The sequence below is a fragment of the Exiguobacterium sp. S3 genome (genome assembly GCF_018617295.1).
GTDB lineage: Bacteria > Bacillota > Bacilli > Exiguobacteriales > Exiguobacteriaceae > Exiguobacterium > Exiguobacterium profundum.
Genome location: NZ_JACSJW010000002.1, coordinates 119,049 through 144,246 on the forward strand (window position 1 = coordinate 119,049; position 25,198 = coordinate 144,246).

Below are 25,198 nucleotides of genomic sequence, written 5' to 3' on the forward strand. Positions count from 1 at the left end.
CATTGTGATCGAAATCAAAGTACCGGAATTAGCAGAGTCCATTACGGAAGGAACGGTCGCGACATGGCTCAAACAGCCAGGCGACCAAGTCGAAAAAGGGGAAGCGATCGTCGAGCTCGAGACAGATAAAGTCAATATCGAAGTCCCGGCTGACGAAGCGGGCGTGTTAGAAGAACAACTTGCCGGAGAAGGGGACACGGTTCAAGTCGGTGAAGTCATCGCACGTCTCGGTTCAGGTTCTGGTGGCGGAACGGCTGTCGCGACGAAGACGAAGACGGAAAACGCGACAGAAACGAAAACAGAAGCACCGACTGAGAAAAAGACAGAGTCTATTGAAGAAGGTAAGAAAGTCGAGAAACGTGAAGAGCACGTGGCGAGCCCGGGTAAAGGACCAATCGCGACACCTGCTGCACGCAAGCTCGCTCGAGAGAAAGGTATCGACCTTTCAGCTGTCCAAACGAACGATCCAATCGGTCGCATCAACGTCCATGACGTTTCAAAACATGAAGACAAACCAGCCGTGAAAGAGCAGAAACCAGCGGCTGCCACTCCGGCACCACAACCGGCAGCGAGTGGGAAAGAAGAAGAGCGCATCAAAATGACACGTCGTCGTCAAACGATTGCGAACCGCCTCGTCGAAGTGCAACAGACGGCAGCGATGCTCACAACGTTCAACGAAATCGATATGTCGGCGGTCATGGCACTTCGTAAACGTCGCCAAGAGAAGTTCGTGAAAGACAACGATGTTAAACTCGGCTTCATGTCGTTCTTCACGAAAGCAGCAGTGGCAGCTCTCAAGCGGATGCCTTACTTGAACGCTGAAATCCAAGGCAACGAAATCGTCTTGAAGAAATATTATGATATCGGGATTGCCGTCTCGGCTCCAGATGGTCTCGTCGTTCCGGTCGTCCGTGAAGCGGACCGCAAAAACTTCGGGGAAATCGAGAAAGATATCCTTCACCTCGCGGACAAAGCGCGTAACAACAAGCTCGGGTTGAGTGATTTGACAGGTGGTACGTTCACGATCACAAACGGTGGAGTGTTCGGTTCACTCCTCTCAACACCAATCTTGAACGGACCGCAAGTCGCTATCCTTGGGATGCACTCGATTCAACTCCGTCCAGTCGCCATCGATGCGGATACAATGGAGAACCGTCCGATGATGTACGTGGCACTCTCGTATGATCACCGAATCGTAGATGGTCGTGAGGCTGTGACATTCCTCAAGCACATCAAAGACATGATTGAAGATCCAGAACAATTGTTGTTCGAAGCGTAAGAACAGGAAGTACTCGCTCCTATATAGGGGCGAGTGCTTTTTTAATGTAGGGAATCTTATCGACGCGATGCATCTGATGACCCATCAAAAAATCTTGGCGACAGAAAAAGCGGGTGCCATCCCGATGACGCATGACAATCTGAAAGAGGTTCGTGGCTATTTGGAGTTGTTGCGTGACAAGAATAAAATCAAAAACGATGACTATCTTCAACTCGGCGGAATCATTGAACGATGGGGACAAGCCATCTTCGATGAAATCGATAAAGAACAGGACGTATTGTTAGAGGAAATGTATGCTGTCATTGGATTCTTGAACGGACTGGCGACACGTGCAGAAGAAAGACGTGAATACGAATACGGAAGAATAAGCAAAAGGAGTTCATCACGAACTCCTTTTCGTATGGAGAAACGACGTCACGAAAGCGACTCATGGAAAGAAAGTTGTTGTTTTCCGTTCGCTTTTGACCGATATAACGCGTCGTCCGCTTGTTCGATGGCAATGTGTGGTGGTTCCGGTGGACTCCAAATGGACGCCCCGATACTAGCCCCGACTTTCACCGATGCGATGTCTAGCGTAATCGGTTTAGAAATTGTATCGATGAGTGTGTTTCCAACCTCTCGAATTTGTTGGGTCGAACGCTCAGTCCTCGGGAACATCAGGAAGAACTCGTCTCCGCTCAATCGGACGGGATAGACCTCCTCGAGGGGCAGAGCCCGTAACCGGTGTGCGACCTCGACCAATACCTCGTCCCCGACCGCATGACCATATGTATCATTCACCGCCTTGAAGCCATCGAGGTCGAGATAGAAGAAGACGTAAGGTTCTTTCGAGGTGTGTAGTTGATTCAGCTGTTCACGTAGGGCGACCCGATTTGAAAGACCGGTCAGTGCGTCACGATTCGCTAGTTTTTCAAAGTGTACCCGTTCCGACTCTGACTCCGTAAGGGAGGTGACGAGCGATTCGAGCGCGAACGCGAGCGACTCAATCTCTTTGATTCCTGATTGATGGGGAAACGTGTTTGCTTTCCCTTGTTCCATGAGCGAAGCCGTTTCGGTGATTCGTTTCAACGGTCTCGTCACGATCGAAGCGAGTAGCCAACCGAGTACAGCCGTCACAAGTGAGGCCAATAAACCAATCCATAGAATTCTCGTTTCAAGTGTCTCGACTGGTGCAAACGCGACTGCCGTCGGCTGACGGACGACGACCTGCCAACCAAGTCCAGGATATTCATCATATCCTTCTCCGATTGACATGCCTGTCAGATAGTCTTGACCGTCATCCCACTCTTTCACGGAGGCGCCTTCTGTAAAGGATACAGGGAGTGGTTTTCCGACCATGTCGTCTGGACCGAGGAGCACGACACTGTCTCGTTCACTGATGACGAATAAATCCGTATCATCGACTTGTTCATGAAGCGTTCGATTGAAATGTTCGAGTACTTCTTTCCCCCAGGCCCAGCTTAAATGAGTGGCAAGTACCCCTTGAAACGAGCCGTCCTGGAAAAGCGGGACACTGATATCGACGAATTGGAGCGGTTCTCCCGTTGGATTCGGCAATAATTCAGCTAAGAGAACTGCCTCGTGGACATCTCCGATAAAGGGAGCATCTTGTGCTTCAAGATAAACCGGTCGTTCGGCAATCGATGCCCCTTCGAGAATCCCGTTCGTCGAAGCGACGACGGTCCCGGCCGCATCCGTGACGCCCATCCATGAGAAGGCGGGAATGTTTGATTGGACTTGGTCGAGTAGTCGACGTGTCTCGTCTCGGTCTTCTAAATCGAGGCCTTGTAAGAGTTGGACTTCTTGATAGCGTGACCACATATAAAAATCGAGCTTGTCCGCCAACTGATGCGATGTCGTCGACAGGCGTTCCCCGATTTCTTGTTCGAGTGAATCAGATGCCCTCTGACTGATGAGAGAAGTGAGGGCGATTGTCAGTAAAAAGACGAGCGTGGCAATGCTGAGCGCCAAAATGAGTCCGAGGCGCATCGTAAAAGACTTGATCATGCGTAAATAAACCTCCTAAAGCTTGAATTGAAGAGAATTATGAAAAACGAGTCGATATCATGATAGGAAGAAGAGCTTCCGCTATAATGAAAGACGAGTCAAAATAGATAGAGGTGAAGAGAATGAAAAAGAATCAATTGTTGGTCATCTTGACCATCGTTGCGGTCGCGTTAATCGCATTGGTGTTCGTCTTACTCAACCAAGATGAGTCGACGACAGCCGAGCGTGGCGATCACGTCTCGATTGAAGGACAACCGACACTCGGAAACCCGGACGCAAAAGTATCGGTCGTCGAGTTCGGAGATTACAAGTGTCCTTCGTGTAAACAGTGGGGTGAAACGATTTACCCGCAACTGAAAGCGGATTATCTCGACAAGGAAGACGTCAGCTTCAGCTATATTAACGTCTTGTTCCACGGACAAGAATCAATCTTGGCATCCCTCGCTTCCGAGTCGGTATACGAGCAAGACCCTGAGTCGTTCTGGAAGTTCCATAAGGCACTCTACGATGCGCAACCGGAATCACAACAACACGACAATGCGTGGGTGACCGTCGAGAAGCTGAAAGAAATCGCAAGCGAGACGACATCGGTCGACTTGGCGAAGTTTCAGCAAGACCTTGGGGAAGAATCGACCGTACTTGAAAAAGTCAGTACGGATGACGGTCTTGTAAAAGAGAACGGTGTTCAATTCACCCCGTCCATCATGATCAACGGCGTGATGCTCGAAGACCCGTTCGATTACGAAAAAATCCAAGAGCTGATCGAGCAGGATTTGTAAGATGAAATCATTTCTCGAAAAGTATGGGTTATACCTCGCTTGGCTCGTCTCGTTGACGGCGACGCTCGGCAGTCTCTACTTCAGTGAGATCCGGGAGTTCGTGCCATGTGAGCTATGTTGGATTCAACGTATCTTTATGTATCCGCTGACCATCCTCTTGGGGATTGCCGTCTTCACGGAAGATCGGGCGGTTCGGAAATATGTGTTACCGCTTACTATCATAGGCGGTTTCGTATCACTTTACCATTACTTGGTACAGAAAGTGCCAGGTTTTGCAGAAATTCAACCTTGTGCACAAGGAGTTCCGTGTAGCGGTCAATACATTAACTGGCTCGGGTTCATCACGATCCCGTTCCTCGCATTGACGGCTTTCACGCTCATCACAATCCTCATGTGGAACGTCAAAAAGCGATAAGGAGTTGGCACGTGTGAAGAAATGGTGGATGATTGGTTTGACGACGATGCTCATCGTCCTAGCAGGATGTGGTCAAGAGATTGAGGACCCGCTCAACTGGGAAGTCGAATCGTTCGAATATATGAATCAAGATGAAGAAATGGTCAGTCTTGACGATTTAAAAGGGAAAGTGTGGATGGCGGATTTCGTTTTTACAAGCTGTGAGACAGTCTGTCCACCGATGACATACAATATGACGAAGCTGAATGAAGCGCTTGAAGAAGAGGGCGTCGAAGACGTGCAGTTCGTTTCGTTCAGCGTCGACCCGACGGTGGACACTCCGGAGAAAATGAAAGAGTTTATGAGTGGCTATGACCTTGCGAAAGCAGATTGGCAGTTCCTCTCAGGCTACTCGCAAGACGAGATTGAAACGTTTGCCCAACAGAACTTCAAGGCGCTCGTCCGGAAGCCTGACGAAGGCACACAAGTCGACCACGGCACGTATTTCTATTTGGTCGACCAGAAAGGGAAAATCATCAAAGCGTATCCTGGTTTCCAAAACGTTCCGACCGAAGACATCATCAACGACATTAAAATCTTGCAAAAATCTTAACCGAAGACCTGTTCCACCAAACACCGGTGGGCAGGTCTTTTTGGTTTAAGAGACCTGATAGAATGGAATAACCAGAATGCTCAATGAAGAGCACGCCATTTTTTTGAAAGATAGGCGAATCGACATACTTTCTCGTATAGAAATGGTGAAGGCACGCTATAATCAATTCAACGAACTATTAGAAAAGAGGATCTACATGAAAAAGACGATGTTGCTCTCATTGGTTGGAATGGCGGCTGTCACCGGAACGATTCTGACACAGTACAAACCACTCGGACGAAAGCCGAAATCGCTTCAATCTCCGAACCGGGTCAATGGAAAGTTCCGTAATCAATATGAGACACCGATGAACTTCTCTACGCAAGACATGGTGTCGATGGCGCGCGACTATCGTGATGTGACGTCATTGCGTAAGCCTACCGAACGTCTTCCGATCGTGCCAATCGATTTTGAGGAGAAGACGGGCTCGAGCTTCACAAGAATCTATTGGCTCGGTCATTCGGCGCTCATGGTACAAATGGACGGGAAGACGATGCTCGTCGATCCGATGTTTGGACGCAGCCCATCCCCACTCCCGTTCGCCAAAAATGAGCGCTTCAGTGAAGACTTACCGTTTGACCTCGAGGACTTGCCTGAAATCGATGTCGTCTTATTGACGCATGACCATTACGACCATCTCGATTATGGGACGATTCTTGCCATCAAAGACAAGGTCGCCATGTTTATCGTACCGCTCGGTGTCGGAAGCCATTTGAAACGATGGGGTATCGGGGCAGAACGAATCGTAGAACGGGATTGGGGCGAGTCGCATGCGTTCGGGTCGTGGACATTCATCTGTACGCCGGCGCGTCACTTCTCCGGTCGCTCGTTGACGGACCGCAACAGCACGCTGTGGGCGTCGTGGGTCGTCCTCGGTGAGACGGATCGGCTCTTCTTCAGTGGGGACAGTGGATATGCTCCGCATTTCAAGATGATTGGCGAACAGTACGGACCGTTTGATTTCGCTGCACTCGAATGCGGGCAATATGATGTGCGCTGGCCAGACGTCCATATGCAGCCGGAAGAGACCGCGCAAGCGTTTCGTGATCTACGTGCCGATCAGATGATGCCGATTCATTGGGGGGCATTCACGCTCTCGTTTCATGATTGGTTCGACCCAGCGGAACAGATGTCGTCTCTCTTACCAAAAGAAGTCGTCCTCACTCCAAAAATCGGGGAACGGATCACGCTCGATGGTCGAAATGATACGACGACGTGGTGGCGAGAGCTCGAAGATGCAAACAAGCGATGACCTCGGTCACCGCTTGTTTTTGTTAAGAAGACATCTTCTCTGTAGCATCTTCTTCGATATGCAGTTTGTGTTTACGCGTATAGACGAGGAATGCAGCAGTCATCGCAATCGAACTGATTCCGAACAAGACGACCATGAGCTGAAGTCCAATCAAATCGAGGAAGAATCCTGTCACGAGAAGGACGACTTGGAAGATGATTCGGTCGAGCATGTTTCGGAACGAGAAGAAACGACCGTGATATTCTTTTGGCATCCGTGTCTGGAAAATCGTGACCGCCGTCGGGAAGAAACATCCGACCGAGAAACCGAAGAGAACGAACGCAGCGATGGACATGAACGGGATGTCCGCAAAGTAGAGCATCAGTTGGGCAACACCAATTAAAAACGAGAACGAGAATAAGATTGAGAACGCCGAAAATCTTTCTCCGATCCGTTTGATCATGAAGGCACCTGTCATAAAGGCGAGTCCTTCTGCCGTATAAATCCATCCTTTAATCGCCGTCGAATCTTGCAACTCACTGATGTTGATGACGAGCAAGTTGAACCCTCCGATAAAGAGAAGCGGGATGAGCGTCATGACGAGCGTCATGAAGATGACTGGAATTGATTTGATGATCGGGAAGACGTCTTTGAAGCCACTCGATGCTTTCGCATCGACTTTTTTCGCCGAGGGCGTTTTCGTCTCATCGAGTTTCAAGAAGAGCGTCGCGACGGCTAGCAACAGATAGGCGACGAGCGAGAGCGCGTAGACGTTACGGAGCGAAATCAGCGTCAAGAGGACACCGGCAATCGCAGTCCCGATGACACGCGACAAGGTAGACACATTCATATGAACGCCGTTCAAGGCAAGAAGCTCCCGTTCTTTCACGATGAGCGGAATCGCTGCCTGAAGAGCAGGGAAGTAAAAAGCGGCCGATCCTTGTAAGATGATTAAAAAGACGACCATCCACACGACCGAATTTGTCTCGATGGCGACGAACATGAAGAGCACGCTCAGCGCCCGGACGATGCTCGAGATGAGCATGATGTTTTTCTTAGAGCCTTGGTCGGTCAAGCGACCCGCGAGCGGACCGATGGCGACCCCTGCGAGCAAGCCGATGGCGAGAATGACCGCCTTCACAAAGTCAGAGGGGACACGGTCTTGCATGAATTCCAAATTCCCGATGATGCCGAGCCATAGGCCAAGACCGGCGACGAATTCGCCCGTCAGAATGATCCAGACGTTCCGATTTTTCCACATAGATGTAGTCCTCGATTCTTATATGCTAATCACTATTATCAAGTAGTAGGGTGAAGAATACCACAAAAAAGAAGCCGAACGTCGGCTTCTTCATCAATCAAATATCACAGTTGTCGTCAGTGCACGTCGCACCGTTCGAAAGGACTTGGATCGTCGGATTGTTCTCAGACCAGACTTTTTCGAGCACTTGCGTGAACGCTTCTGTCGGCTGAGCACCGGACACCCCGTACTTGTTGTCGAATACGAAGAACGGCACACCCGTGATGCCGAGGTCGCTCGCGCGCTTCTCTTCTGCAAGTACCTCTTCCGTATACACGTCAGTCGTCAAGACGTCACGAACCGCGTCAGAATCGAGTCCGACGCTTGTCGCGATTTCAAGCAGCACATCGTGATTCCCGATGTGTTTCGCATCGACGAAGTACGCCTGAAGCAACGCTTCCGACAATTCTTTCTCTTTCCCAACCGTCTTCGCATAATGTGTCAAACGGTGCGAGTCGAGCGTCCCCGTCACGACCATGTTCTCAAAATCATAATCGAGTCCGACTTCGCGGGCTTGTGCAGCGACTTGAGCCGTCGTCCCTTTCGCCTGTTCGATCGGCATGCCATACTTCGTAGCAAGCGCTTCATAGATGGTACGTGAATCGTCCGTCGGGGCGTTCGGGTCGAGCTCGAAACTCTTGAATTCGACTTCGACTTGATCTGCCTGTGGGAACTGTTCGAGCGCCTCTTCTAGACGACGCTTTCCGATATAACAAAACGGGCAGACATAATCTGACCATACTTCAATTTTCATGATGAATCCCTCCTGTCCTTAGTGTAGGAAATCTTGAATTCAAAGTACAGGAAACGGCTCATGAAAAAAGCCCTCCACGAGGAGGACTTAAAAGACGTACCAGAATACACATACGAAGTGAGCGAAGCTTCCGAACAAGATGAACAGATGGAACACTTCATGGAAACCCCATCCTCGCCAGTTGACGAATTTTGGTTTGAACCCATAAATGAGTCCGCCAATCGTATACATGACGCCCCCGAGGACGAGCCAGAAGATACCGGCGTTGCCGATCACGTCATGGAGCGGTCCGATAAAGAAGACGGACAGCCAGCCCATCCCGATATAGAGCGCGGTCGACAAGAAACGAGGGGCATGGAACCAGACGAGTTTAAAAATAATGCCGAACAAGGCGAGTGCGTGTACGGTACCGAAGAGGACCCACCGCGTCGGTCCTTCGAGCGCGAGTAACGTGAGCGGTGCGTATGTACCCGCAATCAACGCATAAATCATCGCATGATCGATTCTCCGGAAGAAAGCGATGACGTTCGGTGAGGCGATGATGCTATGGTAAAGACCTGACGATAAGTAAAGAAAAACAAGGCTGATCCCGAATAGAATCGCGGCCATAATCGCAAGTGGCGAGCCGAGTAACGAAGCTTTAACGACCATCGCGATGAGGGCGATGAAAGCCAGTACCGCACCGGCAAGATGCGTCAGTGCGTTGATGGGTTCACGGAAAATCGAATGCATGTAAAACACTCCTTATCACATCATGTAGTATCGATAACTACATGATATACTGAAGAGGAACAAAGAGCAAGGTGTACCTTTCGACAAATGAAAGTTTTCTTTATACTTAGGAAGTGAGGTGAGATAGATGAAAGCGAAGAACATTACCGAAACGGAAGGTACACTCCCGCGGGACGTGCTGCCGACCATCGATTTATACATGGACCAGGTCATCCAGTTGTTCGAGCAGCATTATGGGAAGATGAAGCGAAACGAGGATGAGACCATACTGACGAAGACGATGATCAACAACTATGCGAAGGGCAAGTTATTCCATCCCGTCAAAAATAAAAAGTATACGAACGAACATTTGATGTTACTTAGTTTGATTTATGAGATGAAAGGTCTCTTGTCGATCAGTGACATCAAAGAGACGCTCCGACCGTTGAACGAGTCGGATGAGACGTTCTCACTTGAAGACTTCTACGAGGCGTATCAGGCGCAGAAAGTGAAGAATCTAGAAGCGTTTGAAGCCCAGGCGGACACGCTATTAAATACATCACTCGAAGATAAGGGCGGTGTCAAGCGAACGCTTGCCATCGCGTCTGCCGTGCATATGAGCCACTTGTATCAGCGATTGGCCGAGCAATTGATTGATGAGAACTAAAACAACTCCTCCGAGGACGAATCGTCTGTGGAGGAGTTGTTTTTTAGTTATTGATGTACTTCTCGTAAACCGAACCGAAGTCTTTACGGTTCCATTCATGATAGTGACGTTGTAGCCAATCGAACGATTGCTCGTTCAATTCCTTGAACGTGTTCGGGACGTTCATGTCACCTTCACGGAGTCCGCTCAAAATCGACACCGAGTGTGTGAGCGACGTATTCGCATACTCCATCATGCGACGGCCTTCTCGCTGAATCTCTTCAATCGCAAGGAGTGCCTTGTACAAATCTTTCACGTGCTCGATTTGCTTCTTGTTGATATCGATTGAGTATGGCTTGTCGCCGATTGTGAATTTGACTTCGACATCGAGGTCGACGGTGCCAGCTGTCTCGAACATGACGTGCTTAATCGGATAGTGTGCGTAAGGGTAACGATACAGAACTCGTTTCGAACTCATCGCGCTCGTCCCGTCGAGGTGAATCATACCTAAGTTTGTAAAGCAGTACTCATCCGATTTTGATTTGATCAAGAAGTAGATCTTTTCGTTATCCTCATGGAGGACGTAATCATCCGAGTCCGCCTTATCGAAATCGGACGGGTCGATCACCTCACCGATGTCGCTGAAGCCAGTCAAATCAGAAGCTAGTTTTTTGAACATGTCATTCACTCCTCAGTAATGGATTTTATGCATCTCTTTCGGGTCGGACCCGGTCCGCTCGTCACGATTGAGCGCATCAATGGCCGCCATCTCTTCTTTCGTCAACGTGAAGTCGAATACCTGTATGTTTTCTTTGATTCGACTCGGTGTGACCGATTTTGGAATCACAGCGACTCCGTTCTGTAAATGCCAACGCAAGATGACTTGAGCCGGTGACTTGCCGTGAGCGTTCGCAATCTTGACAATCGTCTTATCTTCGAGCGCTTCGCGTCCTTTCATGAGTGGACTCCACGCTTGAATTTGGATGTCATATCGTTTGCAGAATGCAATCAGTTCTTTCTGAGACAAATATGGATGAATCTCGACCTGGTTCACGGCCGGGACAATCGAGCAAGATTGAATGATTTGTTCCAAATGCTCAATCTCAAAGTTCGAGACGCCGATTGCTCGGACGCGTCCTTCTTCATACAACTGTTCGAGTGCTTTGTACGTTTCGACGAATTTACCGAAACGGGGCATCGGCCAGTGGATGAGGAACAAGTCGACATACTCGAGACCGAGCCGGTCAAGACTATCCTGGAACGCTTGGAGCGCCTCATCAAATCCGTGGAACTCGTTCCAAAGCTTTGTCGTCACAAAGACGTCCTCCCGTGGGATGCCTGCTTCACGAAGCGCTTGTCCGACACTCTCTTCATTTTGATAAATCGCAGCCGTATCGATCAATCGATAGTCTGCATCGAGCGCGGCTTTGACCGTATCGACCGTCACCGCGCCATCTTCGACCTTATAGACACCGAGACCGAGCATCGGCATCTTGACGTCATTATTCAACGTCGTCCATTCCATAAATAATCCCTCCCTCTCGTCTATAACGTTACCGAAATTTTGGATGAAGGGAAAGTAAAAACTACAGGCGGATGCTTTCCCCGTGCGCCTTGATCACAATTTGGTCACGGTCGAGTTTTGCGGCCGCGACGAGACGGTGATACGGCTCCTCGACAGGTTCATATGAAAGAACGAACGTATCCCAATGCATCGGGAAGAAACGCTTCGCTCCGCTCTCTTTGTACATCATCCAAGCCTGTTCCGGAGTGCAGTGCGCTTCCTGGAACGAGTCCGGTTGATAGGCACCGATTGGGAAGAAAGCGAGGTCGATCGGTTCACGGTCGGCGAGTCCTTTGAAGGAGTCGGTGTACGCCGTGTCTCCTGCGAAGAGCATACGAATCCCTTTGTATTTGAGCAGGTATCCGTTGTACCCCATATGTTTGTCCCACGGGAAACGATTGCCCCAATGCTTGACGGGAATGGCGCGGACATCGAGTCCATTCGCAAGTGTCACTTTGTCATGTGGATGCAGTTCAAGCGTCTGCAGACTCGGGTATCGGCGCAACAGCCGGCTCGTCCCAGGAGCAGAGACAACAATCGTCTCGCGAGTGATGAGTCGTCTCAAACTTTTATGGTCAAAGTGGTCCATATGGGCATGGCTGAGTAGGATGACATCGACCGGGCCGACCTCCTCAATGGAGAGGGCCGGAGCGGTGTGACGTTTCATGCCGACTGTCAGCGGTCCAAGATGGACACCGATTCGTTTTGAGAAGACGGGGTCTGTTAAAATCTTGAGCCCATACCAATGAATGAGGACCGTCGAATGCCCGATCCACGTTGCCTGCACATGCGTCTCATCAATAGTCGTCAGTTCTGGACGTTCCGGCCATTTAAAGCGGGGACGGGGGAGACGACGTTTGAATCGTGTATAGAGAAACGTTCCGACGCTCGCCAAGACGGCACTCGGAACGATGATGCGTCGACGCATCATGCATCACCTCACTGTTCGAATATATTATCATCATATCGCGAGGACAGATGCACCGCATCCGCCTAAAGGAGTAGAAAAAATGGGAGATTGTGGGGTGCACTCTTGCGAATCCGCTTTCAATTTGATAAGGTGGCAGTAACTTAGGAAAGAGAGGTATACCGTGCCATGAAAAATACATGTTCACTCCAACGATGAGACGAATCATCACTGTTCGCTTGAACAGTCAAGGGTGAAGTGTGTCCATTTTTTCAAATACGGGAAGCTCTCGTTTTCCTCTTTGAACGGATTCCTTCACACCACCGCTTTGAAGCGGATGGTGTTTTTTGTTTCATCGCGTATCGGATTAATAAGCGAGGTGAAACAGATGTTAGCAGTAAAACAAGTCCGGTTTGACTATAGCCGGAAACCATTATTTGACGCGGTCTCATTCGAGGTCGCAGCTGGAGAGCGTGCCGTATTATTTGGACTGAACGGGAGCGGGAAGACGACGCTCTTCCGACTCGTGACAGGGGAGTTGACCCCGCAAGCGGGGACGATTGAACGTCAAGGCGAGATCGGGCTCGTCCGGCAGACAATCGAGTCGACAGATATGACCGTACTTGAGTGGACGATGCGCAGTGATCCTGAACGATATGCGCTCTATGAAGATGTATCTTCTGGTGACGAGATGCGTGTCATGCGCTCCTATGAACGGGCACTCGAGCTCGATGTTTATAAGTTGGAACAAGAGGCGACAAGAGCATTGACTCGACTTGGGCTGGAGGAGCACCTCTTACGAAACATTAACGAGCTAAGCGGAGGCGAGAAGACGCGAGCTCAGCTTTCGACACTGACGATGAAGCGGGTGGACCTCGTCCTGCTCGACGAACCGACGAACCATCTGGATTTCGAGTCGATTGACTGGCTGACGAAGTGGTTAAACCAGTTCAAGGGGACGGTGCTCATCATCTCACACGACCGTCAACTGATGGACGATGTCGCAACGACCATTCTTGAACTGTCAGATGGCCGGGTCACACGATATCAGGGAAACTATACGGCGTATAAACATCAAAAAGAAGAAGAATGCGTGCGTGACGAGCGAGCACATGCTCGATACGAGAACCGAAAGGCAGAACTTCTCGAGATGATTGCCCAATATAAAGGGTGGCACTTAAAGGCGAAAGCGACAGCGAGTGTCCGCAGTCCGGGAGCGCAAAAGGGAGCGGCCAATCTCGCAGTCAAAATGAAGGCGAGAGAACAGAAGTTAAGGCAGCTCGAAGACAATCGTCCACAAAAACCAAAAGAGGAGAAACCTATCTCCGTCCGTTTTGCGGCGGATGAGCTCGAAGCGAAGACGTGGCTGACGTGTGAGGATGTGACGTTTGGATACGACAAGCCGTTCTATGAACCGTTTTCCTTCTCGATGAATAAAGGAGAGCGGATCTCGATTACCGGACCGAACGGAAGCGGAAAAACGACATTATTAAACGTGCTAATCGGTGAGCGAGTACCACACTCGGGTGTGATCAAGCGACATCCTCGTCTGAAAATCGGATATTTCTCACAAACGCTCGAGCGTCTTCCGGAGACCGGGACGTTACTTGAGGCGTTACTCGCCAATAGTGAGATCGGAGAGACGGAGGCGCGGACGTTGCTCGCTCACTTCTTGTTCCGGCGAGATGAAGTGCACCGACCGATTACCGAGGCGAGCATGGGGGAAAAGTGTCGAATCGCGTTTCTCATCTTGTACTTCTCGGATGCCCATCTGTTGGCATTAGATGAACCGACGAACTATTTAGATGTGGCGACACGCGAACAAATCGAGGCGGCGTTGTCTGTCTATCCGGGTGGATTATTGTTGATTTCCCACGACCGCTACTTTCATCGTCTGACTTCGCGCACGATTGAATTAGGAGAGCACATTGTCATACGTGAGAACGATGAGCGCGATGAACCGGTCGATGTCGAACAAATGGTCAGAACGATGGACGAATTGACAAAAGATGAATTGAAATTTTTTGATGAAGCAGGAAACCTCCTACCATTTGACGAAACGAGTGAAATGAATCGAATCGAGTAGGAGTGAAGAACATGAATGGAGGAAGATTGTCGCGTGCGACGACGCGGAAGCGTAAACGCGTGTTCCGTATAACGACGGCATTGGCATTAATGCTCGCCTTGGTCGGGATCATCACGTTCGCGGCACTGATTGACAAGAAACAGGACTCGGCTTTACCGGAATCTGATGAGATTGCCACGGAAATGGTTGACTCCGAGTCGGAACAACCGGCTGATGCTGATGCTGAGACGGAATCAGCAGATAAGATTTATATCGGGCAACCGTATACGAAAGTATACGCGGATGACCGGGTCACGGTCGTTTATGAAGCCGACTTGGGTGATCGATTTGAACGGTTGGAGACGGTAAGTGGATTTGTGAAAGTGCAGTTGAACGAGCGATTGACGGGCTGGGTAACGGAAGAGAGTGTGACGACAGAGGCGACAGCTTTATCGGATGACGAGGTGATTGCCGCTTGGCAACAAGTCGTCCCGAACGCTTCGGAGTCCGTCCTCGACTGGATTGGGAAAGATCTCGAAACCGTCCGTGCGGAGCTTGGCAGTCCTTCTGCCGTTCAACGTGACCAAGTGAACGAGTATCATTTCTATGATGGATTCTTCCTCATGGTCCGGGACCAAAAAGTACGGGCCGTGGATTGGGACAAGCAAGCCATCGCGACACCAGACGTACAACCGACTCGCGAACAAGCGACCGGAATTTGGTTCGAGGGTGAGACGGTCCAATTGAAACTGTTCCCTTATAGCGGCGTCATGCGTGTCCGACTGGAGCAAAAATGAGACAAAGCGGGAGAGTTCATTCTCCCGTTTTTTTTATTGTTTTTCATTCAAATGAATGTTTGAATGTTTGGTTAAAATGGAATAAGATAAACAGTAGAAGGAGGAGTCAGTTATGGGACATCATCATGATCACGACCACCATCACCATCATTCGACGAATCAGCGGGCGCTCTTACTCGCCTTTCTCTTGATTGCGGCGTTCATGGTCGTCGAAGTGATCGGCGGACTATGGACGAACAGTTTGGCGCTATTATCGGATGCGGGTCATATGCTAGGAGATGCGGCTGCGTTAGGACTCAGTTTTCTCGCTGTCCGATTTGGGGCGAAAGCGGCGACACCGAACCGGACGTTCGGGTATCGACGTTTCGAGATTTTAGCGGCATTCATTAACGGGCTGACACTACTCGTCATCTCGGTCTATATTCTTGTCGAGGCATACCAACGAATCAGCGCGCCACCAGAAATTCTAAGTGGTGGGATGCTTGTCGTCGCCATCATCGGGCTACTCGTCAACATCCTTGCCGCCTGGATTTTAATGCGCGGGGAGAAAGATAATTTGAACGTGAAGAGTGCGTTGTTGCACGTATTCGGAGATTTGCTCGGCTCGGTCGGAGCCATCACGGCAGCAATCCTCATCATGTTGTTCGGATGGACGTGGGCGGACCCGGTCGCGAGCGCCTTTGTTGCGATTTTGATTTTAATCAGTGGTTATCGTGTGACGCGTGACGCGATTCATATCTTGATGGAAGGGTCGCCGGAACAGATTGACGTCCGGGCGATGCAAGAAGAGATTGCTAAAGTTGACGGGGTGAAAGAAGTGCACGACTTGCATGTCTGGTCTATCTCGTCGAGCGAGCATGCAGCGACGTGTCACGTGTTGATTGGAGAAGAGACGGATGATCAAGACGTCTTGAGACAAGTGACGGAACGAATCCGGAAATACGGGACGTTCGAACGTTCGACGGTCCAGATTGAACGGGAACGACAATGTTGTGAAGAACGAATCATCTGGTAAGAAAAACGGACACTCGCTTGAGTGTCCGTTATTTTCCGTTCACATCGATCACGACAATCTCTGGTGGATTGTAAATACGTGGAATGTTGAAGCTGTAATTGAATCCCCGTCCAATCACATGGGTGAACGTCTCATGCTCATAGAGTCCGCCGGCGTATTCAGGAAAGAATCCTTGGTCAGGTGCGAATAATCCGTTCATCAAATAAGGGATTCTCACTTGCCCGCCATGAGCATGTCCGGACAAGACGAGGTCGAATGGAAGTTTAGCATACGTATCGACTTGTTCGGCACGGTGCGAAAGAAGTACCTTGAACGTCTCATCGGGGGCGATGTCCTGCATCGCCGCAGTCGACTCCGCATCCCAATCCGTATAAATATTTTCTCTGAACCCACGAAGAGGATCTTCTAGCCCGCCGATGACGAGGTCGATTCCATTGATGGTGACCGTCTCCCATTCGTCTTCGAGAACGTTGACACCGTATGAGCGAAACACGTCTTTCACATTGTGACGGACATAGTCATCCGATCCATCGATTTCATGGTTGCCGGTCACGAAATACATCGGCGCAATCCCTTCAAGCCCTTCGATTAGTTCGAAGGCGGGTTCAGGTGAACGATATCGGTCGAGTAAATCGCCCGGTAAAGCGATGAGGTCCGGTTTCTGTGCACGAACCTGGTCGATCAAAATCGACTGTTTATAACCGTATGAGGCGCTGTGTAAGTCGGAGAGGAGCACGATGCGGAGAGACTCGTCTGCTGACAGTTTATCGGACGTCACGTCATACGTCCGGACGGTCAACCCATTGTACGTCGCCGTGAACAACAAGATGCCGAGTGCAACAAAAAGAAGAGTCGATTTATGTTTCTTCATCAGTGCTCCCTCCTTCCTTAATCGTGTCTCTATCTTACTCTGATAGGCAGGGTTAAGCAAAAAAAATCCCGCTCCAGAGAGCGGGATGAATATTATGCAGCTTTCGCTGTCAATTTGACGTCGACATTTCCGCGAGTCGCTTTTGAATAAGGACACACTTGGTGTGCTTCTTCGACAAGGCGCTCTGCTGTCGCTTGGTCGACACCTTTGATTTCGACTTCAAGTTCGACTGAAATGAAGAACCCTTCATCATTTTGATTTAATGTGACATGACCTGTGACGCTTGAACCGTCTGTCTTCACACGTTCTTTTCCGATGATGAGGTTGAGGGCACTACCGAAGCAAGCCGCATAGCCAGCTGCGAAAAGTTGTTCCGGGTTTGTCGCACCGTCTACGTGTTTCGCGCCAGGCATCGATACGTTCATGTCGATGACGCCATCTGTTGATTTCACATGACCTTCGCGGCCACCGATTGCTGTTGCTGATGCTGTGAATAGTGATTTCATGATTGAATTCCTCCATTTCATTTTTAACAATTAAGTTGTGTACAATTTAAATTATAGAGCAGTCAAAAAGTTTCGCAAGTGATATGCTTGGCTAAAGAAGAGTACGGAGGATTACGTATGGACCAATCGTTAAAGTTAGAACATCAAATCTGTTTTCAATTGTATACCGCCTCAAAAGAGCTTACCCGGTTATATCGCCCAATTTTAGCACCGCTAAACCTGACGTATAGTCAATATCTCGTGATGCTTGTCTTATGGGAAGAGGATGGAATCGATTTGCGACAACTCGGATCGCGGTTGACGCTCGACTCTGGGACATTGTCGCCGCTCGTCAAACGGCTCATCCAAATCGGCTATGTGGAGAAAAGTCGTGCGACGGACGACGAACGAAAAATCATCGTTCGTTTGACCGAAAGCGGTAGCGCGTTGCGTGAGCAGGCGGCGAATGTGCCGCTACAAGTAAGTGGTATGCTGAATATAGACGAAGCGACGTATGTCGCATACATGGAGATGCTTACCGATATCAAGACGAGACTACACGATTTCGGGGAGCGTCAGCGCGAACAGTAAGGAAGGTGGAGCCATGTTTCGAAAATTGATTATCCTCTTGATGGGGATTGGACTCTATATGGCTTGGCAATATGAGATGCCGAACGTCTCTGCCCCGACGAGCATTCAGGTTGAGTCTGAGGTGGCGACCGAACGAGCGACAGACGCGCCAAAGTTCGCAAGTCAGTATGCCGGGCATGACTGGTATTTGGTCGAACGTGGCGGTGACCGCGGACTTGAACTGATTGATGAGGACGGTGCGAAAAAAGGATTCTATCAGTTCGAGACAGGCAGCACGTATCGAGGTCTCGTACTGAATGAAACGACCCGTGATCAAGTCGAGGACATCGGCTTCGAGGCGGTGACTTCGTATAATAAGGGATTGAATCGATACTTGATTCCGGACGATCCATCGTTTTCCGTTTTTGCAATCGATGGTCAGTATGTCACTTTCTTTTTTGACCAGCATGATGATGACCTCCTGAAAGGGATCTTGTCGGTCGAACGCCGTGTCGAAGAGGCGAGTGAGGGGTACTATGGTGATTTGTCGAAAGAGGGAACGGTCGCCAATGAGCAGTTGATGCGCATCCTCATGAATTGGGACCGTGAAAAGTTTGAATTGAACGCTTTAGCCGACTATGAACCGCTCTATCCGGTCGTGCGGGCGCATAGTCAAAACATGGCAGAAAACGATTTCTTCAGCCATACAGACCCGGAAGGACAAGACCCGTTCGATCGAATGGACGAAGCAGGACTTTCGTATTCGATGGCCGGCGAAAACTTGGCGATGGGACAGATGAGCGTGTTCCATGCGCATTGGGGACTCATGAACTCGAAAGGGCATCGTGAGAACATCATGCAGCCGCGCTTCACCCATGCTGCCGTCGGGCTCGCTTACAACGACGACGGTAGTCCTTTCTATACAATTAACTTCATTACACCACTTTAAAAGGATGACTCTTCGGAGCCATCCTTTTTGATATTAGATGAGTTTCTTCACCGCATCCTCAATCTCAGCCGGTGTCGTCTGTGGCGAAAAGCGCTCGATGACGTTTCCATCACGGTCGACTAAAAACTTCGTGAAGTTCCATTTGATCGCCTTCGACCCGAGAAGCCCGGGTGCTTCTTTTGAGAGATAGGTGAAGAGTGGGTGGGCATCCTTGCCGTTCACGTCGACTTTCGCGAACATCGGGAACGATACCCCGTAATTCAGTTGACAGAACTCTTGAATTTCTTCATTGGATCCCGGGTCTTGATGACCGAACTGGTTGCACGGGAAACCTAAGATTTGTAGGCCCTGTCCTTTATAGGTGTTGTAAAGTGACTCGAGGCCTTCGAGCTGCGGTGTGAATCCACATTTGCTCGCCGTGTTGACGATGAGTAAGACGTCGCCTCTATATGTAGCTAACGGTTGTAATTGTCCTTTCATGTCTACTGCTTCAAAATCATAAATCATGATAATTCCCCCTTTTTTTTGTAGTATACCAAGAGAAGGAGACAGACTCGAACTTGAACGCGTTGCGTGCAATCAAATTGTTATGAAATCATGATGTCGCTGTTACATCATTCCGAAGAAAGAATCCGTATAATGAAAAACGTTGTAGAAAGGAACGGTGTTATGCGATTTTTAAAAAATGAATTTATATGGATTGCGCTTATTTTAATCGGACTCTTTTTATCAAGTGCGACGCCTTACTCGGACCAGTCTATCGTTTCGCCACTCGAGCGATTCAATTGGAGCTGGATCGAACCGACGCTAGCGAACGTGCAGTTCGACTATGCAGGAAAGGAAATCTCGCTCGATACGTTGGGGACGACAGGATTGATTGAGTTCTTTATGCGGAAGACGGCACATGTCGTCACGTTTTTCGTTCTCGGTGCATTATTCGTGAAGGCCATCTCGCGAACGAATCTTCATGGGGGACTGAACTTACTCTTCGCCTGGGCACTTGCGAACACGGTGGCGATCTTTGATGAGTATCATCAGAGTTTGACTCCTGAACGGACCGCGCTGTTAGAAGATGTCCTTTTGGATAGTACGGGTGCTGCCGCAGGTGTCATCTTATTCGGTGGGTTGTTATTACTTCGTTCGAAACGGAAAAATGGCAAACGGGCCGGTTATGTTGCCTTAAGGTAGTCAAAAAAATGAATGGGTTACTATGTGAAAAGCGCTTTCTTGAAGTGCTTTTTTTCTTTTTAAAACTATTTTGTGACAACGAACCAAACAAAATATTGTCTATACCCACGTTTTTTAAAGGATAAAACCTAAATTAGGTCAATGTCATACGAATGAAATATAAGTGTAAAATAACTTTTGGTTTAGATTGCTATAATGAGTCACAGAGCGAACGAAATGTCGCGACTTATCTTATAAAAAATAATTGCACGACTATAGATAAAAACTACACGGGAATCAGCGGAGGGAAGCACATTGGGTAACTTGAAGAAATTTGCAGCAACAGTCACTCTAGGCGCACTCTTGATCGGGGGAACGTCACCGACTTATGCAGCCTCACTTACAGAGAAGCAGAAGAAAGTACAAGAACAACGACAAAAGAATAGCAGTGAACAGTCGAAAGCAAACTCTTCGATTCAATCACGTGAGCAAGCCATCAGCAAAGAGCAACAAGAGATCAACAAGTTAGATGCTGAACTCCAAGACGTCATCAACGATGTCGCTCAGAAAAAAGCTGAGATTCGTGCAACTGAAGAAAAAATTAAAAAGCTTCAAGCGCAAATTAAAAAGTACGAAGCGAAAATGAAAGCACAAGAAGATCTTATGAAAGATCGTATGGCGACGATGCAAAAGAACGGTGGCTCGTCAGTCAACTGGGCTGAGTTCATCTTCGGTTCTAAAGACTTCGGTGATTTGATCACACGCATGATCACAGCTGGTACGATCCAAGAGAACGACCAACAAATCTTCGAAGAATACGAAGCAACGAAAGAAAAACTCGCGAAAGCGCAAGCTGAGTTGAAAGCAGAGCGCGATTCACTCGTGAAGCAAAAAGAAGAGCTTGAAAAACGTCAGAAAGAGCTCGATCAAAAAATGAAAGAGCGCGCTGCGAAAATCAAGAAACTTGAAGCTGAAAAAGTGAAGTTCGAATCGAAACTCATGAGCCTTCAAGAGATGGAAGATACGCTCAAAGCTCAAGAACAAGCGATTCAATCAGAAATCGAAGCGCAACGTCGTGCTGAAGAAGAAGCGCGTCGTGCAGCGGCAGCAGCAGCTGCGGCGAAAAAGCAACAAGGTTCAAGCTCGAATAGCGGTTCAAGTGCTTCAACAGCACCGGTAGCGTCTGCACCAGCAAGCGGTGGCATGTTCCAACGTCCAGCAAGCGGTCGCCTCTCACAAGGGTGGGGTCCAGCAAGCGGTGCGAACGGCTACTCGTTCCACAACGGTCTTGATATCGCTGGTCCAGTCGGTACACCGATCTATGCAGCACAAACAGGTACGGTCCTCCGTGCAGGTTGGGGTGGCGCATACGGAAACCACGTCATGATTGCACACGTGATCAACGGGCAAGTATGGACGACAGTATACGCTCACATGAGCTCGGTATCCGTCTCTGCGGGTCAACGCGTGTCACAAGGACAAAACCTTGGCGGCATGGGTAGCACAGGGAACTCGACAGGTTCACACCTTCACTTTGAGATTCACCGTGGCGGCTATTCGTACTCTTCATCGAGCGCGGGAAGCACAGTCAACCCAGCATCATTCTTCTAAACACAAAGACAGTGATCGACGAACGCGTCGATCACTTTTTTGTTGCCTGATAGACGATGAACGTCAAGAGTGCGGCACCGATGACGCTGAGCCATAGCGTATCGAAGTTTGGGTCATCGAGCATGCTCCGCCCTCCGAGGAACACCATATAGCCGAGCATCGCGAGCGTGACAAGTGTCAAAGCGGTCAATCGGACAAGTCGGGGGATACGGAGCCACCAACCGAATAATCTGTTCATGAAAAATCGCCTCCACTATTAGTATAGGGGAGGCGATGTGTTTCATCTAGCGAGTCGGACCCAGGCAGAGTCCATGATTTGTCGGTAACCGACTTCCCGATAGATTTTGTTCGACGTCGGGTTCGTCAAGTCAGTGTAGAGGACGCAGAATGATTTTGTCTCGAGTAACTGTCGGCTGAGATCGGTGACGAGACTTCGTGCATACCCTTTTCCTCGTGCACTAGGTGATGTGTAGACGAACGAAACAGTGATTCCGTTCTCTGTTGGACGTGCGCGTTTCGCACACGAGACGACCTGTCCATCGACTTCCCAAAAGACAGCTTCTTCCCTTTCAAGCATCGTCTGTACGGCTTTTGTTACTTTCTCTGGTGGAGATGAACGGAGACCTGATTCGGCTTCGAAGGCACTATACCAAGCCTCAAGCTTCGCCTGATCGGCAACCGTCGCTTCTCGCATCCTCCCAGTCGCCATGTCGATGTCTTCCACGCTGTCGAGGCGATAAAGACCTTGGGACATGAACATCTCGCTCGTCCCAGATGTAATCTCTTGCCACGCTGTCGCAAAACGTTCCGCCTGTTGTCGTTCCGATACGACTTCCGAGAAGGGGACTTCTTCTTTCAAAAGGTGGGGGATGATGAAAGACGGGAGAAGGTCCGAGCGCTCCTTCTTCACGACGATATAGTGAAGTGGATGCGGTGGTGTCACTTGGAGGATGGCGAGAAGCTCTCCATCCTCTTCGACTGTGAACTGATGAAACGTTTCATAGATTCCTTGTTTGACGTTGTTCAAGACGCCGATCATGAGGCTATTCTTTGCCTCCTCGTCGAGTAATGCCGTCATGACGCGGTCTGAGAAGTAATCAGGGTTCTTCCATTCCATCCATTCCATATGGTTCTCTCCTTTATTATATGTAGACAAAAACGGACAAACCTGATGGCTTGCCCGTTTATAAGTCGTTCATTATGCGATATCTTCTTGTTTCGACGACGTGTTGTCGAGAAGTTTTGTGTTGTGTTTGAAGTAGTGGATAATCTTCGCGATGGCACCGTCACCCGTGACGTTTGTCGCTGTCCCGAAGCTATCTTGTGCCAAATAGAGCGCGATGACCAAGCTTTGCATCGTCGCGTCGAATTCGAGGATCGAGCCGAACAATCCGAGCGATGCCATGACGGCCCCGCCTGGTACACCTGGTGCTGCAATCATCGTCACACCGAGTGCGAGGATGAATGGAAGCATGATTGCGTAGGATAACGCCATGCCATTCAAGTACATGAGCGCGACACCGACCGATGTGAGTGTGATCGTCGACCCTGACAAGTGGATCGTTGCCGAGAGCGGGATGACGAAGTTCGCGACACCTTCGTCCGTGTTGTTCAGTTTCGCTTGGCGAAGCGTGACTGGAATCGTTGCGGCCGATGATTGCGTCCCGATGGCTGTGAAGTAAGCCGGCATCATCGTCTTGAGCAACTTGAACGGATTCTCTTTGTTAAGACCACCTGCGATTGAATACTGAATCATGAGCATCGTCAAATGAAGGACGATGATTGTGACGAAGACGAGCGAGAAGACCGATAAGATCTCAGCGACTTGACCAGCGTACGTCATGTTCATGAAAATTCCGGCGATGTGGATTGGAAGTAATGGAATAATGACTTTACTGATTAAGAGTTCGATGATATCGCGGAAATCCATGGCGAGGTCGAGTGACCGTTTGCTTTCGATCGCGGCAATCCCGATTCCGATGACGAAAGCTAAGATAAGTGCGGTCATAACACCGAATACAGGTGGAATCTCAAATTCCATGAACCCTTTCAACAAGGCTTCTTCTGGATTTTCGGCTCCTGTCGTCGACCGTGTCAAAATTTGCGGGAACAAGTTGCTTGTTGCAAAGTATGCTAATGTTCCGGCGATGATGGTTGATGCGTAAGCGATGAGTGCTGTGAGTCCGACCAGCTTTCCTGCTCCTTTTCCAAGTTCCCCGATACCCGGGATGATAAAAGCAAGAATAATCAATGGAATAGCGAAGCCTAAGAATTGCCCGAAGACCGTGTTGAACGTCACGAACGTCCGAACGATCCAGTTCTGACTTTCTGGTACGATGCTCCCGAGTAAAATACCGAAAGCGATCGCGATGATGATGCGACCTAAGAGGCCAATACGTAATTTCAAATCAATCACCCTTTCTGTTTGTTTGAATAGTTGATATTTTCGCACATTTTACGGAATGTTGCCACCTTCTCTTACAATTTTTCTAAAGAAAGACGTTTGACAACTGTTTAGAAGGGTATTAGAAAATGTTGTACATATCAAGGGAAGGGGCTTCTCCTTTTCCTAATATAAAAACGATGTTATGATTAATTCTGACAGACGTAAAGGAGGGGTGCGCGTGCAGTTACAACGAACAACGATTCACATTGCGGGTCAAGACTATACGATCGTAAGCGAAGAACCCGCTGACCACGTGAGGGAAGTAGGCTTTTTGGTCGACAGTAAGATCCGCGAAATTCGTGAACAATCCCCTCATCTAGATGCTCGTCAGGCAGCGGTCTTGGCTGCGATTCAAATCGCGAGCGACCACGTCAAAACTAAACGAAATATGGGAGAATAAATCAATCCATGGTTACGCTACTTATACTGTTTTTCTTGTTTATCGGAATCGTCAACGGCTTCCGTCGTGGCGCGATTCTACAGCTCGGCCATTGGGTCGCGCTCATCATCAGTTTTCTCGTCGCCAATACGTACTATAAAGAGTTAGCCGAAGCGTTCAAGCTGTGGATCCCGTATCCGTCTCAGCTCGACGGAACGCTCCCGGGTGGCGTGTTGGACCTCAATTCCCTTTCAGGGATTGAGATGACATTTTATAACGTCTTTTGGTTCGTCGTCTTGTTCCTCATTACGAAACTCGTCTTGCATCTCATCTTGGCGATGCTCGACTTCTTGACGGACTTGCCAATTTTGCGCCAATTAAAAGGTGTGATCGGAGCTGTCCTAGGATTCTTCGAAGCATATGTCATCACATTCTTCATCCTTTGGGTGATCGCGTTCGTGCCGATGGCGAGCGTTCAAAACGCCGTCGACAAATCGTCGCTAGCGACATATATCATTCAAGACACGCCATATCTATCAGATTGGTTTTCAAATAAGATGTTGTGACACGACAGGCCGGAATGCAAGCTAGTGCTTGTGTCTCGGTCTTTTCTGTGTGA

General features: G+C 49.2%; 28 protein-coding genes and 1 pseudogene. 16 read left to right on the forward strand and 13 right to left on the reverse strand.

Going from position 1 to position 25,198, the window contains the following annotated elements; all coding sequences use genetic code 11:
- Positions 1 to 4: 4 nt before the first annotated feature.
- Positions 5 to 1,279: a 2-oxoglutarate dehydrogenase complex dihydrolipoyllysine-residue succinyltransferase gene (gene odhB, locus KNO65_RS05580; RefSeq protein ID WP_031421273.1), complete on the forward strand. Its 1,275-nt coding sequence runs from the start codon at positions 5 to 7 to the stop codon at positions 1,277 to 1,279.
- Between the two features lie 76 nt (positions 1,280 to 1,355).
- A pseudogene (locus KNO65_RS15840) lies at positions 1,356 to 1,610 on the forward strand (DUF6241 domain-containing protein); the annotation flags it as partial.
- An 83-nt stretch (positions 1,611 to 1,693) separates the two neighbouring features.
- Here the strand turns inward: KNO65_RS15840 and KNO65_RS05585 are convergent.
- Positions 1,694 to 3,286 (reverse strand): diguanylate cyclase domain-containing protein, encoded by a 1,593-nt coding sequence (locus tag KNO65_RS05585; protein ID WP_214782338.1) that lies wholly within the window; start codon positions 3,284 to 3,286, stop codon positions 1,694 to 1,696.
- 122 nt (positions 3,287 to 3,408) lie between these two features.
- Here KNO65_RS05585 and KNO65_RS05590 point away from each other — a divergent pair, with 122 nt between their 5' ends.
- From KNO65_RS05590 to KNO65_RS05605, 4 genes are all read left to right on the forward strand, one after another.
- The gene (locus KNO65_RS05590) at positions 3,409 to 4,065 is read left to right on the forward strand and encodes a DsbA family protein (RefSeq protein WP_078146477.1); all 657 of its coding nucleotides are present in this window, start codon (positions 3,409 to 3,411) and stop codon (positions 4,063 to 4,065) included.
- 1 nt (position 4,066) lies between these two features.
- Complete coding sequence (locus tag KNO65_RS05595; protein WP_214684844.1) at positions 4,067 to 4,480, forward strand: disulfide oxidoreductase; 414 nt, start codon at positions 4,067 to 4,069, stop codon at positions 4,478 to 4,480.
- 28 nt (positions 4,481 to 4,508) lie between these two features.
- Positions 4,509 to 5,072: an SCO family protein gene (locus tag KNO65_RS05600; protein WP_214783342.1), complete on the forward strand. Its 564-nt coding sequence runs from the start codon at positions 4,509 to 4,511 to the stop codon at positions 5,070 to 5,072.
- A gap of 196 nt (positions 5,073 to 5,268) precedes the next feature.
- Positions 5,269 to 6,363, forward strand: coding sequence for an MBL fold metallo-hydrolase (locus KNO65_RS05605; RefSeq protein WP_214782341.1), 1,095 nt, complete (start codon positions 5,269 to 5,271; stop codon positions 6,361 to 6,363).
- Between the two features lie 22 nt (positions 6,364 to 6,385).
- Here KNO65_RS05605 and KNO65_RS05610 read toward each other — a convergent pair whose 3' ends face one another.
- From KNO65_RS05610 to trhA, 3 genes are all read right to left on the reverse strand, one after another.
- Positions 6,386 to 7,603, reverse strand: coding sequence for an MFS transporter (locus KNO65_RS05610; protein WP_214782344.1), 1,218 nt, complete (start codon positions 7,601 to 7,603; stop codon positions 6,386 to 6,388).
- Positions 7,604 to 7,700: 97 nt separating this feature from the next.
- The gene (locus KNO65_RS05615; RefSeq protein ID WP_214782348.1) at positions 7,701 to 8,396 is read right to left on the reverse strand and encodes a DsbA family oxidoreductase; all 696 of its coding nucleotides are present in this window, start codon (positions 8,394 to 8,396) and stop codon (positions 7,701 to 7,703) included.
- An 87-nt stretch (positions 8,397 to 8,483) separates the two neighbouring features.
- Positions 8,484 to 9,128, reverse strand: a complete 645-nt coding sequence (gene trhA, locus KNO65_RS05620; protein ID WP_031421292.1) for a PAQR family membrane homeostasis protein TrhA — start codon at positions 9,126 to 9,128, stop codon at positions 8,484 to 8,486.
- Between the two features lie 127 nt (positions 9,129 to 9,255).
- On the opposite strand from trhA, the gene KNO65_RS05625 reads away from it, so the two are divergent.
- A complete protein-coding gene (locus KNO65_RS05625; RefSeq protein WP_214782351.1) occupies positions 9,256 to 9,774 on the forward strand; it encodes a DUF1836 domain-containing protein in 519 nt (172 codons plus the stop codon).
- Between the two features lie 43 nt (positions 9,775 to 9,817).
- Here the strand turns inward: KNO65_RS05625 and KNO65_RS05630 are convergent, their stop codons facing one another.
- The 3 genes from KNO65_RS05630 to KNO65_RS05640 form a co-directional block, all read right to left on the reverse strand.
- On the reverse strand, positions 9,818 to 10,432 hold the full coding sequence (locus KNO65_RS05630) for a PH domain-containing protein (protein ID WP_214782354.1): 615 nt from the start codon (positions 10,430 to 10,432) through the stop codon (positions 9,818 to 9,820).
- Between the two features lie 12 nt (positions 10,433 to 10,444).
- Complete coding sequence (locus KNO65_RS05635; protein WP_214782357.1) at positions 10,445 to 11,278, reverse strand: aldo/keto reductase; 834 nt, start codon at positions 11,276 to 11,278, stop codon at positions 10,445 to 10,447.
- A gap of 61 nt (positions 11,279 to 11,339) precedes the next feature.
- Entirely contained in the window at positions 11,340 to 12,245 is a 906-nt protein-coding gene (locus KNO65_RS05640; protein ID WP_251131665.1) for an MBL fold metallo-hydrolase, read from the reverse strand.
- 367 nt (positions 12,246 to 12,612) lie between these two features.
- Here KNO65_RS05640 and abc-f point away from each other — a divergent pair, with 367 nt between their 5' ends.
- The 3 genes from abc-f to KNO65_RS05655 all read left to right on the forward strand — a co-directional run bounded on the left by abc-f (position 12,613) and on the right by KNO65_RS05655 (position 16,101).
- Entirely contained in the window at positions 12,613 to 14,310 is a 1,698-nt protein-coding gene (gene abc-f / locus KNO65_RS05645; protein ID WP_214782363.1) for a ribosomal protection-like ABC-F family protein, read from the forward strand.
- An 11-nt stretch (positions 14,311 to 14,321) separates the two neighbouring features.
- Positions 14,322 to 15,086 (forward strand): hypothetical protein, encoded by a 765-nt coding sequence (locus tag KNO65_RS05650; protein ID WP_214782366.1) that lies wholly within the window; start codon positions 14,322 to 14,324, stop codon positions 15,084 to 15,086.
- A gap of 112 nt (positions 15,087 to 15,198) precedes the next feature.
- A complete protein-coding gene (locus KNO65_RS05655; protein WP_214691194.1) occupies positions 15,199 to 16,101 on the forward strand; it encodes a cation diffusion facilitator family transporter in 903 nt (300 codons plus the stop codon).
- A gap of 28 nt (positions 16,102 to 16,129) precedes the next feature.
- Here KNO65_RS05655 and KNO65_RS05660 read toward each other — a convergent pair whose 3' ends face one another.
- Both KNO65_RS05660 and KNO65_RS05665 read right to left on the reverse strand, forming a co-directional pair.
- Positions 16,130 to 16,972, reverse strand: a complete 843-nt coding sequence (locus KNO65_RS05660; RefSeq protein WP_214782369.1) for a metallophosphoesterase — start codon at positions 16,970 to 16,972, stop codon at positions 16,130 to 16,132.
- Between the two features lie 92 nt (positions 16,973 to 17,064).
- Positions 17,065 to 17,478 carry an organic hydroperoxide resistance protein gene (locus KNO65_RS05665; protein WP_015881037.1) on the reverse strand — a complete coding sequence of 138 codons (414 nt, stop codon included), beginning with the start codon at positions 17,476 to 17,478 and terminating at the stop codon, positions 17,065 to 17,067.
- Positions 17,479 to 17,595: 117 nt separating this feature from the next.
- Here KNO65_RS05665 and KNO65_RS05670 point away from each other — a divergent pair, with 117 nt between their 5' ends.
- Positions 17,596 to 18,048 carry a MarR family winged helix-turn-helix transcriptional regulator gene (locus KNO65_RS05670; RefSeq protein ID WP_159561931.1) on the forward strand — a complete coding sequence of 151 codons (453 nt, stop codon included), beginning with the start codon at positions 17,596 to 17,598 and terminating at the stop codon, positions 18,046 to 18,048.
- Positions 18,049 to 18,061: 13 nt separating this feature from the next.
- On the forward strand, positions 18,062 to 18,976 hold the full coding sequence (locus tag KNO65_RS05675) for a CAP domain-containing protein (protein ID WP_214782372.1): 915 nt from the start codon (positions 18,062 to 18,064) through the stop codon (positions 18,974 to 18,976).
- 33 nt (positions 18,977 to 19,009) lie between these two features.
- Here KNO65_RS05675 and KNO65_RS05680 read toward each other — a convergent pair whose 3' ends face one another.
- The gene (locus tag KNO65_RS05680; RefSeq protein ID WP_074037960.1) at positions 19,010 to 19,486 is read right to left on the reverse strand and encodes a glutathione peroxidase; all 477 of its coding nucleotides are present in this window, start codon (positions 19,484 to 19,486) and stop codon (positions 19,010 to 19,012) included.
- Positions 19,487 to 19,645: 159 nt separating this feature from the next.
- Between KNO65_RS05680 and KNO65_RS05685 the strand changes: the two genes are divergently transcribed.
- Positions 19,646 to 20,164: a VanZ family protein gene (locus KNO65_RS05685; RefSeq protein WP_214782375.1), complete on the forward strand. Its 519-nt coding sequence runs from the start codon at positions 19,646 to 19,648 to the stop codon at positions 20,162 to 20,164.
- A gap of 294 nt (positions 20,165 to 20,458) precedes the next feature.
- A complete protein-coding gene (locus tag KNO65_RS05690; RefSeq protein WP_214782378.1) occupies positions 20,459 to 21,754 on the forward strand; it encodes a murein hydrolase activator EnvC family protein in 1,296 nt (431 codons plus the stop codon).
- A 31-nt stretch (positions 21,755 to 21,785) separates the two neighbouring features.
- Here KNO65_RS05690 and KNO65_RS05695 read toward each other — a convergent pair whose 3' ends face one another.
- From KNO65_RS05695 to KNO65_RS05705, 3 genes are all read right to left on the reverse strand, one after another.
- Complete coding sequence (locus tag KNO65_RS05695) at positions 21,786 to 21,992, reverse strand: hypothetical protein (protein WP_214782381.1); 207 nt, start codon at positions 21,990 to 21,992, stop codon at positions 21,786 to 21,788.
- A 42-nt stretch (positions 21,993 to 22,034) separates the two neighbouring features.
- Positions 22,035 to 22,880: a GNAT family N-acetyltransferase gene (locus tag KNO65_RS05700; RefSeq protein ID WP_214782384.1), complete on the reverse strand. Its 846-nt coding sequence runs from the start codon at positions 22,878 to 22,880 to the stop codon at positions 22,035 to 22,037.
- Positions 22,881 to 22,952: 72 nt separating this feature from the next.
- A complete protein-coding gene (locus KNO65_RS05705; protein WP_251131666.1) occupies positions 22,953 to 24,161 on the reverse strand; it encodes a dicarboxylate/amino acid:cation symporter in 1,209 nt (402 codons plus the stop codon).
- Between the two features lie 217 nt (positions 24,162 to 24,378).
- On the opposite strand from KNO65_RS05705, the gene zapA reads away from it, so the two are divergent.
- Together zapA and KNO65_RS05715 are read left to right on the forward strand one after the other, a co-directional pair.
- The gene (gene zapA, locus KNO65_RS05710; protein ID WP_015881047.1) at positions 24,379 to 24,600 is read left to right on the forward strand and encodes a cell division protein ZapA; all 222 of its coding nucleotides are present in this window, start codon (positions 24,379 to 24,381) and stop codon (positions 24,598 to 24,600) included.
- Between the two features lie 8 nt (positions 24,601 to 24,608).
- The gene (locus KNO65_RS05715; RefSeq protein WP_031421319.1) at positions 24,609 to 25,145 is read left to right on the forward strand and encodes a CvpA family protein; all 537 of its coding nucleotides are present in this window, start codon (positions 24,609 to 24,611) and stop codon (positions 25,143 to 25,145) included.
- The last annotated feature ends 53 nt before the right edge of the window (positions 25,146 to 25,198 follow it).